Source organism: Streptosporangium sp. NPDC049046, from assembly GCF_040649155.1.
Lineage (GTDB): Bacteria > Actinomycetota > Actinomycetes > Streptosporangiales > Streptosporangiaceae > Streptosporangium.
Genome location: NZ_JBEZEZ010000012.1, coordinates 94,985 through 111,920, shown reverse-complemented (window position 1 = coordinate 111,920; position 16,936 = coordinate 94,985). Strand labels below are relative to the sequence as shown.

At 69.9% G+C, this 16,936-nt stretch carries 13 protein-coding genes; 6 read left to right on the top strand and 7 right to left on the bottom strand.

Going from position 1 to position 16,936, the window contains the following annotated elements; genetic code table 11:
• Positions 1 to 112: 112 nt before the first annotated feature.
• From AB0B96_RS19085 to AB0B96_RS19075, 3 genes are read left to right on the top strand one after another with little or no spacing between them, the layout of a single operon-like run.
• Positions 113 to 877, top strand: coding sequence for an ATP-binding cassette domain-containing protein (locus AB0B96_RS19085; RefSeq protein WP_350946676.1), 765 nt, complete (start codon positions 113 to 115; stop codon positions 875 to 877).
• The gene (locus tag AB0B96_RS19080) at positions 874 to 2,121 is read left to right on the top strand and encodes an ABC transporter permease (RefSeq protein ID WP_362900252.1); all 1,248 of its coding nucleotides are present in this window, start codon (positions 874 to 876) and stop codon (positions 2,119 to 2,121) included. Before AB0B96_RS19085 ends, AB0B96_RS19080 begins: the two co-directional genes overlap by 4 nt.
• 35 nt (positions 2,122 to 2,156) lie before the next feature.
• Entirely contained in the window at positions 2,157 to 3,365 is a 1,209-nt protein-coding gene (locus AB0B96_RS19075; protein ID WP_362900250.1) for an ROK family transcriptional regulator, read from the top strand.
• Positions 3,366 to 3,431: 66 nt separating this feature from the next.
• On the opposite strand, the gene AB0B96_RS19070 is transcribed toward AB0B96_RS19075, so the two are convergent.
• Positions 3,432 to 5,468, bottom strand: a complete 2,037-nt coding sequence (locus AB0B96_RS19070) for a glycoside hydrolase family 44 protein (RefSeq protein WP_362900248.1) — start codon at positions 5,466 to 5,468, stop codon at positions 3,432 to 3,434.
• Between the two features lie 231 nt (positions 5,469 to 5,699).
• On the opposite strand from AB0B96_RS19070, the gene AB0B96_RS19065 reads away from it, so the two are divergent.
• Positions 5,700 to 6,347 (top strand): methyltransferase domain-containing protein, encoded by a 648-nt coding sequence (locus AB0B96_RS19065; protein ID WP_362900246.1) that lies wholly within the window; start codon positions 5,700 to 5,702, stop codon positions 6,345 to 6,347.
• A 94-nt stretch (positions 6,348 to 6,441) separates the two neighbouring features.
• Here the strand turns inward: AB0B96_RS19065 and AB0B96_RS19060 are convergent, their stop codons facing one another.
• From AB0B96_RS19060 to AB0B96_RS19050, 3 genes are all read right to left on the bottom strand, one after another.
• The gene (locus tag AB0B96_RS19060; RefSeq protein WP_362900244.1) at positions 6,442 to 6,978 is read right to left on the bottom strand and encodes a hypothetical protein; all 537 of its coding nucleotides are present in this window, start codon (positions 6,976 to 6,978) and stop codon (positions 6,442 to 6,444) included.
• A 286-nt stretch (positions 6,979 to 7,264) separates the two neighbouring features.
• A complete protein-coding gene (locus AB0B96_RS19055) occupies positions 7,265 to 8,047 on the bottom strand; it encodes a neutral zinc metallopeptidase (protein WP_350946682.1) in 783 nt (260 codons plus the stop codon).
• Positions 8,048 to 8,168: 121 nt separating this feature from the next.
• Positions 8,169 to 8,996, bottom strand: a complete 828-nt coding sequence (locus tag AB0B96_RS19050; RefSeq protein ID WP_362900241.1) for a neutral zinc metallopeptidase — start codon at positions 8,994 to 8,996, stop codon at positions 8,169 to 8,171.
• A gap of 185 nt (positions 8,997 to 9,181) precedes the next feature.
• On the opposite strand from AB0B96_RS19050, the gene dxs reads away from it, so the two are divergent.
• Complete coding sequence (gene dxs / locus AB0B96_RS19045; protein WP_362900239.1) at positions 9,182 to 11,101, top strand: 1-deoxy-D-xylulose-5-phosphate synthase; 1,920 nt, start codon at positions 9,182 to 9,184, stop codon at positions 11,099 to 11,101.
• Between the two features lie 67 nt (positions 11,102 to 11,168).
• Here dxs and AB0B96_RS19040 read toward each other — a convergent pair whose 3' ends face one another.
• Positions 11,169 to 11,843 (bottom strand): VTT domain-containing protein, encoded by a 675-nt coding sequence (locus AB0B96_RS19040; protein WP_362900237.1) that lies wholly within the window; start codon positions 11,841 to 11,843, stop codon positions 11,169 to 11,171.
• Positions 11,844 to 11,994: 151 nt separating this feature from the next.
• On the opposite strand from AB0B96_RS19040, the gene AB0B96_RS19035 reads away from it, so the two are divergent.
• The gene (locus AB0B96_RS19035) at positions 11,995 to 13,455 is read left to right on the top strand and encodes an amino acid permease (protein ID WP_362900235.1); all 1,461 of its coding nucleotides are present in this window, start codon (positions 11,995 to 11,997) and stop codon (positions 13,453 to 13,455) included.
• 50 nt (positions 13,456 to 13,505) lie between these two features.
• Here AB0B96_RS19035 and AB0B96_RS19030 read toward each other — a convergent pair whose 3' ends face one another.
• Both AB0B96_RS19030 and AB0B96_RS19025 read right to left on the bottom strand, forming a co-directional pair.
• A complete protein-coding gene (locus AB0B96_RS19030) occupies positions 13,506 to 15,602 on the bottom strand; it encodes a 3-hydroxyacyl-CoA dehydrogenase NAD-binding domain-containing protein (protein WP_362900233.1) in 2,097 nt (698 codons plus the stop codon).
• The gene (locus AB0B96_RS19025) at positions 15,599 to 16,798 is read right to left on the bottom strand and encodes a thiolase family protein (RefSeq protein WP_362900231.1); all 1,200 of its coding nucleotides are present in this window, start codon (positions 16,796 to 16,798) and stop codon (positions 15,599 to 15,601) included. The genes AB0B96_RS19030 and AB0B96_RS19025 overlap by 4 nt, the downstream gene beginning before the upstream one ends.
• Positions 16,799 to 16,936 lie beyond the last annotated feature (138 nt).

The window sequence follows — 16,936 nt, the reverse complement described above, 5'->3', positions numbered from 1 at the left end:
GAAGCGTCTCCCGGCGACGGCGACGGCGACGGCGACAGGGCGGGGCGCCGCTCGCAGGCGCCCGACCCGCGCGAACTTCGCCGCGCGAAATGAACACAGGGAGCACAACCCCATGACCCCCGCACTGGAACTCCGCGGGATCGACAAGAGTTTCGGTCCCGTACAGGTCCTGCACGACGTCTCCCTCTCCGCGTACGCCGGAGAGGTGACCGCGCTGGTCGGCGACAACGGCGCAGGAAAGTCCACTCTCGTCAAGTGCGTCGGCGGCATCCACCCGATCGACTCCGGTGAGTACTTCTTCGACGGCAAGCCGATCCAGATCGGCAGCCCGCGCGACGCGGCCGAACTGGGCATCGAGATCGTCTACCAGGACCTCGCGCTCTGCGACAACCTCGACATCGTCCAGAACATGTTCCTCGGCCGCGAGCACAAGCGCGGCATCGTCCTCGACGAGGACACGATGGAGGAGATGGCGGCCAAGACCCTGGAGAGCCTGTCGGTCAGGACCGTCAAGTCCATCCGCCAGCTCGTCGCCAGCCTGTCCGGCGGCCAGCGTCAGACGGTGGCGATCGCCAAGGCCGTGCTGTGGAACAGCAAGGTCGTCATCCTCGACGAGCCGACCGCCGCCCTCGGCGTCGCCCAGACGGCGCAGGTGCTGGAACTGGTCCGGCGCCTGGCCGACCAGGGCCTGGCCGTCGTGCTCATCTCCCACAACATGAACGACGTCTTCGCCGTGTCCGACCGGATCGCCACCCTCTACCTCGGCCGGATGGCGGCCCAGGTCAAGACCTCGGACGTGACTCACGCGCAGGTCGTCGAACTGATCACCTCTGGCCGCAGCGGGGACCTCGGCCTCACCAACGGAGTCACCGTATGACCGCCACGATCTCGCAGAAGACCGTACCCGAGGCACCCTCGATCAGAAGCAACGTCCGCGGCTACGCCGAAAGGGTACGCGGAGGCGACATGGGCGCGCTGCCCGCGGTGTTCGGCCTCGTGGTGCTCTGCACGGTCTTCGCCATCCTGCGCCCCGCCTTCCTGACCGCGGGAAACTTCGCCAACCTGTTCACCCAGGGCGCCGCGGTCACCGTGATCGCCATGGGCCTGGTGTTCGTGCTGCTCCTCGGTGAGATCGACCTGTCGGCGGGCTTCGCCAGCGGGGTCTGCGCCGCGGTGCTCGCGATCATGCTCAGTAGCCAGGGGCTGCCCTGGTACGTGGCGGTGGGCGCGGCGATCCTCACCGGTGTGGTGATCGGCACCACGATCGGCTCCATCGTCGCGAAACTCGGCATCCCGTCGTTCGTGGTGACGCTCGCGGCCTTCCTCGCCTTCCAGGGACTGGTCCTGCTGCTCGTCAAGGGCGGCACCATCATCGCCATCCGCGACGAGACCATCCTCTCGATCGCGAACAAGAACCTGCCGCCCACGCTGGGCTGGATCCTGCTGGCCGTGGGCGTCGCCGCCTACGCCGGACTCCAGCTGGTGCGCTCCCAGAAGCGTGCCGCCCGAGGGCTGACCTCCGACCCGATCTCGCTGATCGCGGTGCGGGTCGGCGCCCTCGCTCTGCTCGGCGGCCTCGCGGTCTACTTCCTCAACATCGAGCGCAGCCGCAACGTCGCCGTCGTCTCCCTGGCGGGCATGCCGCTCGTGGTCCCCATCATCGTGGTCCTGCTGCTGGTCCTGACGTTCGTGCTCCGCCGCACGGCGTACGGCCGGCATCTGTACGCGGTCGGCGGTAACGCCGAGGCCGCGCGCCGGGCGGGTATCAACGTCGACCGGATGAAGATCAGCGCCTTCATGATCTGCTCTTCCATGGCCGCGGTCGGCGGCGTCATCGCCGCCTCGCGGGCCAGTTCCGTCGACCCCAACACCGGTGGCAGCAACGTGCTGCTCTACGCTGTCGGCGCAGCCGTCATCGGCGGCACCAGCCTGTTCGGCGGCAAGGGCCGGGTGCTGGACGCCATCCTCGGCGGCGCCGTGGTCGCGGTCATCGAGAACGGTATGGGCCTGATGGGTTACAGCTCCGGTGTGAAGTTCATGGTGACCGGCTCTGTCCTGTTGCTCGCCGCCGTGGTGGACGCCCTGTCTCGCAAGCGGGCGGCCGCCACCGGCCTAAGGTGACCAGCGACTCCGATTCACCGAAGGAACACCACGCCATGCGGGCAGGTCCCTCCCAAGAGGAGATCAGGCGTCACAACCTTGGGGCCCTGCTCCGGCACGTCCATCTGAGCGGGCCCACCTCGCGTGCGGAACTCACCAACCGGATGGGCCTCAACCGCAGCACCATCATGGCCCTCACCGCCGATCTGACCGCCGCCGGGCTGGTCAGGGAGGAGCTCCCCAGGGAGACGGGCAGGGCGGGACGTCCGTCCCTGGTGGTCCGCCCCGAGTCGGCGCGGGTCTACGTGTTCGCCTTCGACGTGGGCGTCGACCGGCTGGTCGCCGCCCGCGTCGGTCTGGGCGGCACCATCCTCGACCGCCGCGAGACGGTACGGCGGCGCGGGGACTTCTCCCTTGAGGAGATCGTCGGTCCGCTCGCCGCCTTCGCCCGGCAGATGCACCGCAAAACACGGCCGGACACGGTGTGCGTCGGGGTGGCGGCGGCGTTCTCCGGGGGAGTGGGCCGCGGCGACGGGGTCGTCAGGTTCGGTCCCAACATGGTCACCGTGGAGGACGTGCCGTTCGCCGACGAGATGGCCCGCCGGCTCGCTCTCGGCCTGCCGGTCACCGTCGGCAACGACGCCAACCTCGCCGCCCTCGCCGAGCAGACCCGAGGTGTCGGTGTCGGCTGCCGCGATCTCGTCTACCTCCACGGTGACGTCGGCATCGGCGGGGGAGTGATCGTCAACGGTCAGCTGCTCGGCGGCCACCTGGGCTTCGGCGGCGAGGTCGGACACATGATCGTCAACCCCGACAAGGGCCGCCTCTGCGGGTGCGGCTCGCACGGGTGCCTGGAGGCGGAGGTCGGAGAGCGCGCCTTCCTGGAGGCCGCCGGCCGTTTCGGCTCCCAGGTCGGCAGGGACGCCGTCCGCGCCGCGGTCGACGCCGCCGACCGCGGAGACGTCGTCGCGCAGGCGGCGCTGAGCCGCGTCGGCGACTGGCTCGGCCTGGGCGTCTCCAACCTCGTCAACCTGTTCAACCCCGACATGGTCGTCTTCGGGGGCACGCTCAGGGAGATCTACCTCGGCTCCGCCGCACAGGTGCGCAGCCGCCTCGCCCTCGACGCCCTGCCTCCGTGCCGTGAGCAGTTGCGCCTGCGCACCTCGGCCCTCGGCGATGACGCCACTCTCGTCGGCGCCGCCGAACTGGCCTTCTCCCAGGTCCTCGCCGACCCCCTCGAAGTCCTCGCCCGCGCCGGTTCCTGACCCCACGCGGGTTCCCCTCTCCGAGCGAGATCGGCCGACGGACCCGTTGTGCGGAAAACTGGCTGGTCAGGCGGTGGAGCAGGGGGTGCCGTTGAGGGTGAAGGCGGTGGGTCTGTCGTTGGCGGTTCCGGTCAGGCTCGCCAGGAAGCCGAACTCGGCGCTGCCGCCGCCCGCGGCGAGGGTGCCGTTCCAGGAGGCGTTGGTGACGGTGACGGCCGCGCTGTTCTGGGCGTGGGTGCCGTTCCAGGACTGGGTGACCCTCTGGCCTTCTGCGAAGGTCCAGCCGACCTTCCAGCCGCTGACCGGGGTGGTGCCCAGGTTGGTGATCTTCACACCGGCCTGGAAGCCGCCCTGCCACTGGTTGACGACGGTGTAGGTGACCTTGCAGGAGGCTGAGGGGGTCGGCGTGGGCGTGGGGGTCGGGGTGGGTGTGGGGTCGGTGCCGCCCGGCGGGATGACGACGGTGGTGATGGAGTTGGCCGGGAAGGTACCGGTGAAGCCGTCCGCGCCCACAGGCTGGTCGGCGGCCCGCTGGATGGCCGTCAGGTCGGCGGCGCCGTAACGGTAGACCTGGGCGGTCGACGAGCCGGTGCGGCCGGCGATCGCGACGTCGCTGGTCAGCTCCTCGCCGGTCTTGTTGACCACGACGAGGGTGAGCGCCTCGTCGGAAGCGCGCTCGGCGGCGTAGACGGCCAGCCTGCCCTGGTCGGCACTGGCCGCCCTGACCGAGGTCTCTCCGAACGCGCCGCCCTCGCCGTCGTAGTTGCGGTACATCCGGAAGGCGTGCGCCACCGGTTGGGTGGGCTCGGGCGCCGTCCACAGCGTGGCCAGGTCGAGACGCTCGCGGCCGAAGATGCCCAGGATGTCGGCCTGGGCCAGCGCGCCGTTGATGTGGCCGTAGGCGCCCCAGCTGTACTCGGTCATGGCGACCTTGGTGCCCGGGTAGTGCTGGGCGGCCAGCTCGCGCATCCGGGGGATCATCCGCACCGGCTGGTTGATCCAGCTCTCGTCGACGTAGGCCGGGTCCCACAGCTGCCGGGTGGAGCGCAGCCGACGCTCCTGGGTGGCGGCGTCACCGGCGTCCTGGTTGTGCACGCCGGCCTGCTGCGGGTAGATGTGGATGTCGAAGTAGTCGAGGATGCGTGTGCCGTGCTTCTGCTCGTAGGCCCTCATCTGCTGCAGGTACCACGGGCCCAGCTGGACGCCGTCGTGTGCCGCCCGGTCGGGCGGGTCGCTCCAGCAGCCCGTCCTGCTGCAGGTGTCCTGGTCGAGGCCGGAGTAGAAGATCGAGTTCAGGCCCCAGCCAACCGGGCCGAGGGTCTTGGCACCCGGGTCGGCTTCCTTGATCGCGGCGGCGTACTCGTAGGTGCGGTCGCGCAGCTCGTCGTAGCCCAGTCCCGTGGAGCGCACGTCCCGGTGGGTGGAGTGCCACAGGTCGGGCTCGTTGTCGAGGTTGTAGTACTTCACCCCGCCGGTGGCGGCGGAGCCGTACCTGCCCTTGAGGTGGGCGATCCAGTCCTTGACGTACTGCGGGCCGACCTCGACGGAGGTGTCCTCCGGGTCGTTGCCGGTGATCGGCGTGCCGTCGGGCTTCTTGCCGTCGCCGCAGTCGGTGGCCCACGGGTCGACGGACTGCTGCTCGCCGTACTTGGCGACGCTGAACCCGCACGCCTTGGCCCGTTCCTTGGCCACCCAACCCAGCAGCGGCACGGTGAGGATGCTCTGGGTGCCGGTCGCCCTGTTCCGTTCGACGAACCTGTCCGTCTCCGAGCCGTCCGGCAGGTCGTCGGGGCTGGGGTTGTCGTTGGGGATGTTCTCGAAGTACCAGTCCGAGGCCCGGTTGGTGGTGTCGTTGCGGAAGTTGTAGCGGGTTGTGTGGTTGCCGCCCCAGCGGTGGATCGGCAGCCGCAGGTCGCGGGCGAGCGACTCGTCGGCAAAGTTCATGCCGTAGATGTCGGGGCTGATCGCGTGCCGGTCGGTCAGGTCGACGCTCAAGGCCGGGCCCGTGACGGCGGCGCCGGCGAGGCCGGTGAGGTGGCCCAGGCCGAGGCCCGCGACCAGCACCCCGGCCGTGGCCGACAGCAGCGCTTTTCTGTGGCGCACGTTGGTTCCCTCCGATGCGTGTGGGAGCTCATGCGCGCCCCCACACGCCATGGGAGCGCTCCGCGCAGCTTTGGGTCCGGGGCCCGGGGTGTCAAGCAAGCGCTTTCCGGGGTGGGGAAACGCCAGGACGGCACTGAAACTTTCGGCCCCCATCCGAACTGCCGGGGAAACCGCCACCGGGCGCCGCGCCGTCGCGGGCTTGCCTGGGTGCCAGGAACTACTGTCGCGGGCATGGTTGAACACGATGTCCTCGATGCCACCCGTGCGGCCTACGATGCCGCCGCCCCCCTGTACGCGCAGTTGTTCCGCGAAGAGTTGCGTGACAGGCCCATGGACCGCGCGATCCTGGGTGCCTTCGCCGAGGTTGTGGGCGCGAGCGGCGACGGTCAGGTCGCGGACCTGGGGTGCGGACCCGGCCACATCACTGCTTATCTGGATGAGCTGGGACTGGCGGTGTTCGGTGTTGACACGTCCCCCGCGATGATCGAATTGGCTCGGCACGCCTATCCGGGCCTGCGGTTCGATGTGGGCTCGATGGCCGCGCTGGACATCGCCGACGGCGTGCTGGGCGGCGTACTCTCACGGTGGTCCGTCATCCACACGCCACCGCGAGAACTCCCCGTCATCTTGGCGGAGTTCCACCGCGTGCTGGCACCCGGCGGTCACCTTCTGATCGGCTTTTCGGCGAGCGATGATCCGTCTCACCCGACACAGGTCTTCGACCACGCGGTCGCACCGGCCTACCGGTGGTGGCCGGATCACCTCGCCGCGACGCTGCGCGAGTCCGGGCTCGCCGAGGTGGGCCGGATGGTGCGTCAGCCTCAGCCCACCGACCGACGGCAGTTCCAGGAGATCCACCTGCTCGCCCGCAAAGGGTAGAGCGCCGATCGTGTGACCCGGGGTGGGGTCGGATGACTCACGGAAGCCGGGCCGCCGGCACCCGGGGCCACGGGTGCCGGCGGCGGTGCGGGTGTTACTTGACGAGGTCCGCGACCAGGTGGCGCAGCTCGATGTGACCGGCCTTGAGCTCGGCGACGTCACCCTCGACGCGCTTCATGGAGAGCTCGAGGTTTCCGACGGAGCGCTTGACCACGGAGATCTCCTCGCGGAGCTCGGCGTGGCCGGTGCGCATCTCGGCGCGCAGTTCGTCCTGGCCGGTGCGGAGGTCGGTCATCTCTGTGCGGAGGTCGGTCATGTCCGTGCGGAGGTCGGTCATGTCCGTGCGGAGGCCGGTCATGTCCGTGCGGAGGCCGGCCACCTCTGCCCGGAGACTGTCCTGGCCGGTGCGGAGCTCGTCCAGTTCCGTGCGGAAGCCTGTGAGTTCCGTACGGAAACCGGTCATCTCCGTGCGGAAGCCGGTCATCTCCGTCCAGAGTTCCGTTGTCACGGTTCGCAGGTCTTTCAGGACATCCAGGATCCCTGCGTTGATCACCTTGCTCTCCTGGCTCTGCGCGCGGAGCGCGGCCACGTCTGTCTCCAGGACGCGCAAGCGGATGTCGGTCGTGTCCAATCGTCTTTCTCCTTGCCCTGTGTACCAGCGGGGGGACCGGACCTGGCTCCTTGGCGTGGAGGGCGCTCACGGGGAGGGGTGTTCAGGCGGCGTCGCCAGACTACTGAACGTCATGGGTTCGTCGCCACTCGTGTTCGCGTTCTGCGGTTGTCTCGCGTCGGCCGGTGGCAGGGGGTGGGTTTCGCACCCCCGGAGGATGTGGCTTACACCGGGAGGAAAAGAACGACCACCCGTCGCGTGTTCGCGGGAACGGCGGCGGGTGGTCGCGAGAAGAAGGGGGAGGGGGTCAGGCGACCTTGGACCTGGGGGCGGAGAAGGTGTTGCAGGAGCCGGGGGTCTCCTGGTCGAAACCGCGGGTCACCCAGTAGGCGACGTTCTTGGCGGTCCCGTGGGTGGCCGTGCTGTAGGCGGCGCTCAGGACGTACTTGAAGTCCGACTCCTCACGGTTCAGGGAGTGCCAGATGCTGCCGATGAAGGCGCCGCTCAGGCACTCGGCCTGGAGCTCGATCTTGCGCAGCTCGCGCAGCACCGCCTTCTCGTTCTTGTAGTCCCGTGAGGCGAAGGCCGTCATGATCCCGGAGAGCTGCTGGACGTGGTGGCCGTACTCGTGGGCCAGGGTCTGCAGCAGGAACAGCTCGGTCGCCTGGGAGAGGATGTCCTTGTTGAGGTAGAAGGTGATCTTCTTGTTCGCCGGGCAGTAGACCGCCTGGGCGTCCTTGGGGAACTTGCCGCAGCCGGTCGGGACGCCGATGCGCGAGGTGACCGCGAACCTGGGCTTGGAGAAGGGCAGCTTCACCTTGGCGAACTGGTACTCCCAGCCCTCGTTGAGGCAGTCCAGGGCGAAGTCGAGATAGATCTCCGCGCTCTCCCGGTCGTCGTTGTAGACCGGCTGCTCAGGGCAGGCGTCCGGTTCGAGCTTGCCCGTCTTGTAGATCGGGTTGGCGGTCAGGGCGGCCTGGCCCGTGGGCACGGGCGCGAGCCGCCCGCCGCTGATCTCCGCGCCCGCCGTACCGGCGAGCAGCGTGCTCACGAGCACGCCGGAGAGCAGTGCGATAAGGGGGATGCGCATGATGCCCAACCCTAGGGAAGGTTCAAGAGGGGGTAAAGCCGATATGCGGCCATGCTTGGAAAGCATGGCCGCATATCGCGGGGTTCGTGCCGAGGGTCAGGTGGTGCGGGGTGTGCCGGGGTCAGGCGACGCGACCGGTCGGGGCCGACCAGGTGTTGCAGGCGGAAGGGGAGCCCGCGTTGAAGCCGCGCTCCATCCAGTAGGCCTGGCTGCGGCCCTTGCCGTGGTCGTTCTTGGGCCAGTTCTTGTGCCCGTTGTCGCGGACCCAGCTGACCATCGCGTCCCAGTGCGCCGGATCGACCGGGAGGTCGTCGGCGGCCTGACGCAGGAAGGCGGAGCCGAGGCAGTCGGCCTGCAGTTCGAGGCGGCGGGAGAAGGCGAGCTTGGTGGACGAGGAGGCCCGCCAGATGCTGCTGCTGTAGTAGTTGATGATCCCCGCGAGGTGTTGCACGTGGTGGCCGTACTCGTGGGCGATGAACTGGGCGTGGTTGGGCACGAAGGGGTTCTTCAGGACCTCACGCGTGACACCGATGTAGATGGTGCGGTTGCTGGAGCAGTACATCCCCCCGGCGCTGCTGGGCCACCGACCACAGGGGGTGGTCACCTTGGTGGTGGAGGAGAAGCGGAGGTTGGGGTGGGAGAACGACAGGTTCGTCTTCTTGAACTGGGTCTTCCAGGCCCGGTTCAGACAGCGAACCGTCTTGGTGACGAAGGTCCGGTAGGAGGCCGCGCTCCCCGCGCGGATCTGTCCGGCCTGGCAACGCATCGTGGGCAGGGTGCCGGTGCGGTAAAGAGGGCTCGCCGTCGCGGCGGCCCGGCCGCGCGGGGGCGCCTGCCTCCCCGCGGAGGTGGCCGTACCCTGTGCCGTCTCGACGGTCGGCGCGACCTGCTGCGAGGCCAAGGTCGCGGTGGCCGACGAGGCGGAGGCGCCGGCTGTGTCCAGGGTCATCACCAGGGCAAACGTCAACGAGACGGCAACAAGCGATGATAGTTGCCTAAAGGGGAGAGTTTTCATGGTGAGGCAAAGGTTATTGCAACTGTGGATAAAACGTGCAGAATCGCCGCTCCTGGGGGTTGCGTCCCCCATCGCAACTAGACTCGTCGTGACGTTGACTGGACAGAGGGGATGATTCCGTGAGCGAGCGGACCGGGCAGCCTGGAAATCTTCTGGAGTCGGTCAAGGGGCCAGAGGACCTCAAGCGCCTGGCGGCGGACGAGCTACCGGTCCTCGCCGCAGAGATCAGGGACCTCCTGATCGCCTCCACCGCCCGCAGCGGCGGCCACCTCGGTCCCAACCTCGGCGTCGTCGAGCTGACGATCGCGATGCACCGGGTCTTCGACTCGCCGCACGACCGCATCCTGTGGGACACCGGTCACCAGGCGTACGTCCACAAGATGCTCACCGGCCGGGCCGGGCAGTTCGACACGCTTCGCCAGGAAGGCGGCCTGTCGGGTTACCCGAGCCAGGCCGAGTCCGAGCACGACATCATCGAGAACTCGCACGCCTCGACCGCGCTGTCGTACGCCGACGGCCTGGCCAAGGCGTACCGGCTGCGCGGCGAGGTCGACCGCACGGTCGTCGCGGTGATCGGGGACGGGGCGCTCACCGGCGGTATGGCCTGGGAGGCGCTCAACAACATCGCGGCGCGCAAGGACCTGCCACTGATCATCGTGGTCAACGACAACGGCCGCTCCTACTCGCCGACCATCGGCGGACTCGCCTCGCACCTGGCCTCCCTGCGCACCGATCAGCGCTACGAGGACGTGCTCGAGTTCGTCAAGGGCAACCTGACGAGGGTCCCCGTGGTCGGCGCCCCCGTCTACGACGCCCTGCACGGCGTCAAGAAGGGCCTCAAGGACGTCCTCGCCCCGCAGGTCATGTTCGAGGACCTCGGCCTGAAGTACATCGGCCTCGTCGACGGCCACGACGAGCAGGCCGTGGAGTCCGCACTGCGCAGGGCCCGCGACTTCCGCCGCCCGGTCATCGTGCACGTGCTCACCAAGAAGGGCTTCGGCTACTCACCGGCGGAGAACCACGACGAGGACTGCTTCCACTCGCCGGGCGTCTTCGACCCGCTCACCGGTGAGGAGAAGCCGAAGCCGCACGGCTGGACCAACGTCTTCGGCCAGGAGATGGTGCGCCTGGGCGCCGAGCGGCGCGACATTGTGGCGATCACCGCCGCGATGCTCGGCCCCACCGGCCTCATCCCGTTCTCCGAGGCCTACCCCGACCGTCTCTACGACGTCGGTATCGCCGAGCAGCACGCCCTGACCAGCGCCGCCGGTTTGGCGCTCGGCGGTCTGCACCCGGTGGTGGCCGTCTACGCCACCTTCCTCAACCGGGCCTTCGACCAGCTCCTGATGGACGTCGCCCTGCACCGGCTCCCGGTCACGGTCGTGCTCGACCGGGCAGGCGTCACCGGCGACGACGGCGCCAGCCACAACGGCATGTGGGACCTGTCGATCCTGCAGGTCGTCCCGGGCCTGTCGGTCGCCGTTCCCCGCGACGAGCCCCGCCTGCGCGAGCTGCTGGCCGAGGCCGTGGAGATCGACGACGGCCCGAGCGTCGTGCGCTACCCCAAGGGGGCGGTGGCCGTCGAGACCGAGGCGGTCGGACGCCTCGGCGGGATGGACGTGCTGCGCGCGGGCGACCCCGACGTGCTGCTCGTGTCCGTGGGGCCGATGGCCGAGCTGTGCCTGGAGGCCGCCGACCTGCTCGACGCCCAGGGCATCTCCGCCACGGTGGTCGACCCGCGCTGGGTCAAGCCGTTGGACGAGGCCCTGGTGCCGGCCGCCCGCGCTCACAAGCTGGTCGTGGTGGTCGAGGACAACGGCAGGGTCGGCGCGGTCGGCGACGCGGTCGCCCGCATGCTGCGTGACGCCGACGTGGACGTGCCGGTCCGCACGTACGGCATCCCGCAGCGCTTCCTCGACCACGCCAAGCGCCCGAAGATCCTCAGCGAGATCGGCCTGACCTCGCAGGACATCGCCCGTCAGATCACCGAGGCGATCGCGAAGCGCTCCGCGGACCTGGAGGAGCACCCGAGCCGCTGAACCGCGTCCCCTCCGTCCGCGCGGTACCTCCACCGTGCGGATCCCCGGTAGCCCGCGCCGATCCGGGTCAACCGGGGATCCGCTCGCTCGCGTCGCCGGAGCCGGTCGTGTGGCCCGAGCCGTCGGCGTCACCCGTGCCCGCCGCCTCGCGCGCCGGGCGGGCACGGTGGTTGATCACGACGAGGCTCGCGACCACGACCGCCACGCACCCGAGGATCGGCACCAGCAGATGCCGGTTCTGCTGCAGGGCCTCACTCGCGAGGGAGCCCAGCCACAGGTAGACGGTCACCCAGGCCGCGCCGCCAGCGAGGGTCCAGCGGATGAAGCGCGCGTACGGCACGCTCAGGGCCCCGGCGACGATCGGGGTGAGCGAGCCGGTCACGGGCAGGAAGGGGGCGGCCGCCAGGGCCGGGCCGTTGCCAGTGCCAGTGTCGGCACCGGCGCTCGTGGCCAGCCGCTCGGCCCGCGACCAGCGCCGTTCGCCGATCCTGCGTCCGAGGCCGCTCAGGCGCAGCCGCGATCCGTACCGGCGGCCGACGAGCCAGCCTCCGGTGGCGTACAGGGCGTACCCGGCGCACCCGGCGGCCGCCACCGCCGCGATCTCCCACGGACCTGTCAGCGCCGCCCCCGCCACGAGGATCGCCGCGACCCCGGGTATCAGCGAGCCCGCCACCGTCAGCACCGCGAGGAGTATCGAGCCGACCAGGTACGGAGACGACGACTGCAGCATGTCCAGGAGCATGTCCCCAGGATCGCGGCCGGGAGCGGCGGACGGCATCGGGGACCTTCCCCTAGACAACCCCGACTTTGAAACAACCTTGAGGTTCGCCGTTCGTCCGCCGATCCAATGGGCATGTGACCTGCGACACAGAACCGGCGGTCGAGGAGGGGCCATGGGGGTCTTGCGCGTCAAGTCGGTGGAGCAGTCGATCTCGGACACCGAGGCACCGGAACACCGGTTGCGCAAGGACCTCAGCGCGCTGGACCTCACCGTCTTCGGGATCGGCGTCGTCATCGGCACCGGCATCTTCGTACTCACCGGCCGGGTCGCGAGGGAGATGGCAGGGCCCGCGGTGGCACTGTCCTTCGTGGTCGCGGGCATCGTCTGCGCGCTGGCGGCGCTCTGCTACGCCGAGTTCGCCTCCACCGTCCCGGTGGCGGGATCCGCCTACACCTTCGCGTTCGCCACCCTCGGTGAGTTTCCCGCCTGGATCATCGGCTGGGACCTCACGCTGGAGATGATGCTCGGCGCCGCGGTCGTCGCGGTCGGCTGGTCGGGATACCTCACCTCGCTGCTGGCGTCCCTGGGGATGACACTGCCGGAGACGATCGCGGGGGAGGGGGCGGCGTTCAACCTGCCCGCCGCGCTGATCGTGCTGGTTCTCACCGCGATCCTGGTCGTCGGGATCAAGCTGTCGTCCCGGTTCAACCTGATCATCGTCACGATCAAGCTCGCGGTGATCCTGCTGGTCGTCGTGGCCGGGCTGTTCTTCGTCAGGGGCGCCAACTACTCGCCGTTCGTCCCGCCGTCGAAGGCGACCCCGGCCGTGGAGGGGCTGTCCGCGCCGCTGATCCAGGTGCTGTTCGGGATCAGCCCGGTGGCGTACGGGGTGCTGGGCATCTTCAGTGCCGCGGCCATCGTGTTCTTCGCCTACATCGGCTTCGACGTGGTCGCCACCGCGGCGGAGGAGACACGCAACCCGCAGCGGGACCTGCCCATCGGCATCCTGTCCTCGCTCGCCATCTGCACGGCGCTGTACGTCGCGGTCTCCCTGGTCGTCGTCGGAATGCAGCCCTACGGTCAGCTCAGCGAGGCGGCGCCGCTCGCCGACGCGTTCAAGGCGGTCGGCCAGACGTGGGCCGCGTCGCTGATCAGCGTCGGCGCGCTGGCCGGTCTCACGACGGTCGTGATGATCCTCATGATGGGCATGTCGCGGGTGATGTTCGCCATGTGCCGCGACCACCTGCTGCCGAGCGGGCTGGCCAAGGTGCACCCCAAATACCGGACCCCCTACGTCATCACCATCATGATGGGCGTCGTCGTCGCGGCCCTGGCCGGGCTGGTGCCGCTGTCCACCATCGCCGAGCTGGTCAACATCGGCACGCTCTTCGCGTTCGTGATGGTCTCGATCGCGGTGGTCATCCTCCGCCGCACCCGCCCCGACCTGCCGCGTTCCTTCCGCACCCCGCTGGTGCCGCTGGTTCCCGTCCTGTCGGTGCTCGCCTGCGTCTACCTGATGCTCAACCTCCCCGTGGAGACCTGGCTCAGGTTCGTGGTGTGGATGCTGCTCGGGATCCTGCTCTACTTCGGGTACGGCTACCGGCACAGCAGGCTCTCGGAGCACTCGCGGTGATCTCCTTCTCGCGGCCCGTTCCCGAGGGAAGGGGCCGCGAGAAGGAGACGTCAGGCGGGGACCGAGGCCACGCCCGGCGGCAGGAATCGCGGCTCGGCGATGCCCGTCCGGTCCAGGTACGGGGTGACGCCGCCCAGGTGGAACGGCCAGCCCGCACCGAGGATCATGCACAGGTCGATGTCCTGGGGAGCGGAGACCACGCCCTCCTGGAGCATGAGGCGGATCTCCTCGGCCAGCGCCCGCAGCGCCCGCAGCCGCACCTCCTCCGCCGTCGACGGGGAGGTGCCGCCGGCGAAGAGGGCGACCGCCTCGGGGTCCAGCGAGAAGTCCGGCGCGTAGACACCGGGCCTGCCCGCCGCGACGAGCCGGGCGAGGTTCTCCGACACCCCGTAGCGGGCGGGGAAGGCCTCGTGCATCGTCTCGGCGACGTGCAGCGCCACGGCGGGGCCGACGAGTTGCAGCAGCGCGAACGGGGTCATCGGCAGGCCCAGCCCGTCCAGCGCGTGGTCGGCGACCTCAAGCGGGGTGCCCTCGTCGACGGCGCCGATGACCTCGCCCATGAAGCGCGTCAGCAGGCGGTTGACCACGAACGCGGGCGCGTCCTTGACCAGCACGGACGACTTCTTCAGCGACCGTCCGACGGAGAAGGCCGTGGCGAGCGTCGCGTCGTCGGTCTTCGCTCCCCGCACGATCTCCAGCAGCGGCATCACCGCGACCGGGTTGAAGAAGTGGAAGCCCACGACGCGCTCCGGGTGGCGCAGCCCCGAGGCCATCTCGGTCAGCGACAGCGAGGAGGTGTTCGTGGCGAGCACGCACTCGGCGGAGACGACCTCCTCCACCTCGGCGAACACCTTCCGCTTGACCTTCATGTCCTCGAAGACCGCCTCGATGACGAAGTCGGCGTCGGCGAACGCGTCCTTGGTCAGCGAGCCGGTCACCAGGGCCTTGAGCCGGTTGGCCTGGTCGGCGGAGAGGCGCCCCTTGCCGAGCAGCTTGTCCACCTCGGCGTGGACGTATCCCACGCCCTTGTCGAGGCGGTCCTGGTCGAGGTCGGTCAGCACGACCGGGACCTCCAGGCGGCGCGCGAACAGCAGCGCCATCTGCGAGGCCATCAGGCCCGCGCCGACGACGCCGATCTTGGTCACCTTGCGGGCCAGCGCCTTGTCGGGGGCGCCCGCGGGCTTCTTGGCCCGCCGCTGGACCAGGTCGAAGGAGTACAGGCCGGCGCGAAGCTCGTCGCCCATGAGGAGGTCGGCGAGGGCCTCGTCCTCGGCGGCGACCCCCTCGTCGCGCGACGCGGTGCGGGCCAGCTCGACCAGCTCCAGCGCCCGGTAGGGGGCCGGGGAGGCGCCGTGCAGCCTCATGTCGAGCAGGAAGCGCGCGTCGGCGACCGTCTTGGCCCAGTCGTCCCCGGTGTGGTCGGTGCGGGAGACCGTCACCTCGCCGCGCAGCACCTGGGCGGCCCAGCGCAGCGACTCCTCCAGGAAGTCGGCGGGCTCGAACATCGCGTCGGCGACGCCGAGCGCGAACGCCTCCCCGCCCTTGATCATGCGGTTCTGCGCGAGCGGGTTCTCGACGATCAGCTTGACGGCCGCGGCCGGGCCGATCAGCCGGGGCAGCAGCTGGGTGCCGCCCCAGCCGGGGACCAGGCCGAGGAAGCACTCGGGAAGTGCCACCGCGGCCACGCCCGAGGAGATGGTCCGGTAGGTGCAGTGCAGCGCGACCTCCAGGCCGCCGCCCATGGCCGCGCCGTTGACGAACGCGAACGAGGGCACGTCCAGCTCGCCGAGACGGCGGAACACGTCGTGCCCCAGCCTGCCGATCAGCAGCGCCTGCTCGCGCTCGGAGACCAGCGCGGCGCCCTTGAGGTCGGCGCCGACGGCGAAGACGAACGGCTTGCCGACGACACCCACGGCCGCCAGGTCGCCGCGTGCGGCGACCGCGTCCAGGGCCTCGCCCAGCGAGGTCAGCCCGGCGGGGCCGAACGTCGAAGGCTTGGTGTGATCGAAGCCGTTGTCCAGCGTGATCAGGGCCATGGTGCCCGCCCCGTAGGGCAGTTCCACGTCGCGCACGGCCGCCCGGGTGACGACCTCGTCGGCGAAGAGCCGCGTGATGTCCGTCTCGCTGTTCGTCTTGTTGTCCGTCACTTCTCGCCCTCCCAGCCGAGGTTCTCCCAGATGACCGTTCCGCCCATGCCCAGGCCCACGCACATCGTGGTCACGCCGTAGCGGACGTCGGGGCGCTCCCCGAACTCGCGGGCGAGCTGCGTCATCAGACGCACCCCGGAGGAGGCGAGCGGGTGGCCGAAGGCGATGGCGCCGCCGTAGGGGTTCACCCGGGGGTCGTCGTCGGCGATGCCGAAGTGTTCGAGGAACGCCAGCACCTGCACGGCGAACGCCTCGTTGATCTCGAACAGTCCCATGTCGGAGACGGAGAGCCCGGCCAGCCGCAGGGCCCGCTCGGTGGACGGGATCGGCCCGACACCCATCACCTCCGGGTCCACGCCCGCGAAGGCGTACGAGACCAGGCGCATCTTCGGCGCGAGGCCGAGCTCTTCGGCGACGTCGGCGGCGGCCACGACGCAGCCGGTGGCGCCGTCGTTGATGCCGGAGGCGTTGCCCGCGGTGACCCGGCCGTGCGGGCGGAACGGGGTCTTCAGCCCGGCGAGGCCCTCCAGCGTGGTGCCGGGGCGGGGGGCCTCGTCGGCCGTGGCCAGCCCCCAGCCCTTCTCGGCGGACCTGGTCGCCATCGGGACCAGGTCCTGCTGGATCCTGCCGTCGGCGTACGCCTTGGCGACCTTCTCCTGGGAGGCGAGGGCGAAGGCGTCCGCGCGGTCCTTGGTGATGGAGGGGTAGCGGTCGTGGAGGTTCTCCGCGGTCATGCCCATGACGAGGGCGGATTCGTTCACGAGCCGTTCGGCCAGGAACCGGGGGTTGGGATCGACGCCCTCGCCCATGGGGTGGCGGCCCATGTGCTCGACGCCACCGGCGATCGCGACGTCGTAGGCGCCGAAGGCGATGCCGCCGGCGACCGAGGTCACCGCGGTCATCGCGCCCGCGCACATACGGTCGATCGAGTAGCCGGGCACGGTCTTGGGCAGCCCGGCCAGGATCGCGGCGGAGCGGCCGAGGGTGAGGCCCTGGTCGCCGATCTGCGTGGTGGCCGCGATGGCCACCTCGTCGACGCGCTCGGGAGGCAGATTCGGGTTTCGCCGGATCAGCTCGCGGATGACGCGGATCACCAGGTCGTCGGCGCGCGTCTCGGCGTACAGGCCCTTGGGGCCCGACCTGCCGAATGGTGTGCGCACACCGTCGACGAATACGACGTCACGAGACGAAGGCACGGGTTCGCTCCTCGTTGCTGGATGGCTTCCCCACCATGCTACTCGTCAGTAACAAGGTTTGGTGCGGCCGGGTGGACGGGAGGTGGGTAAGTTGTCCCCAGGAGTGTGCGGGCTCACGCCCCACCTCGCGGGCCCGTG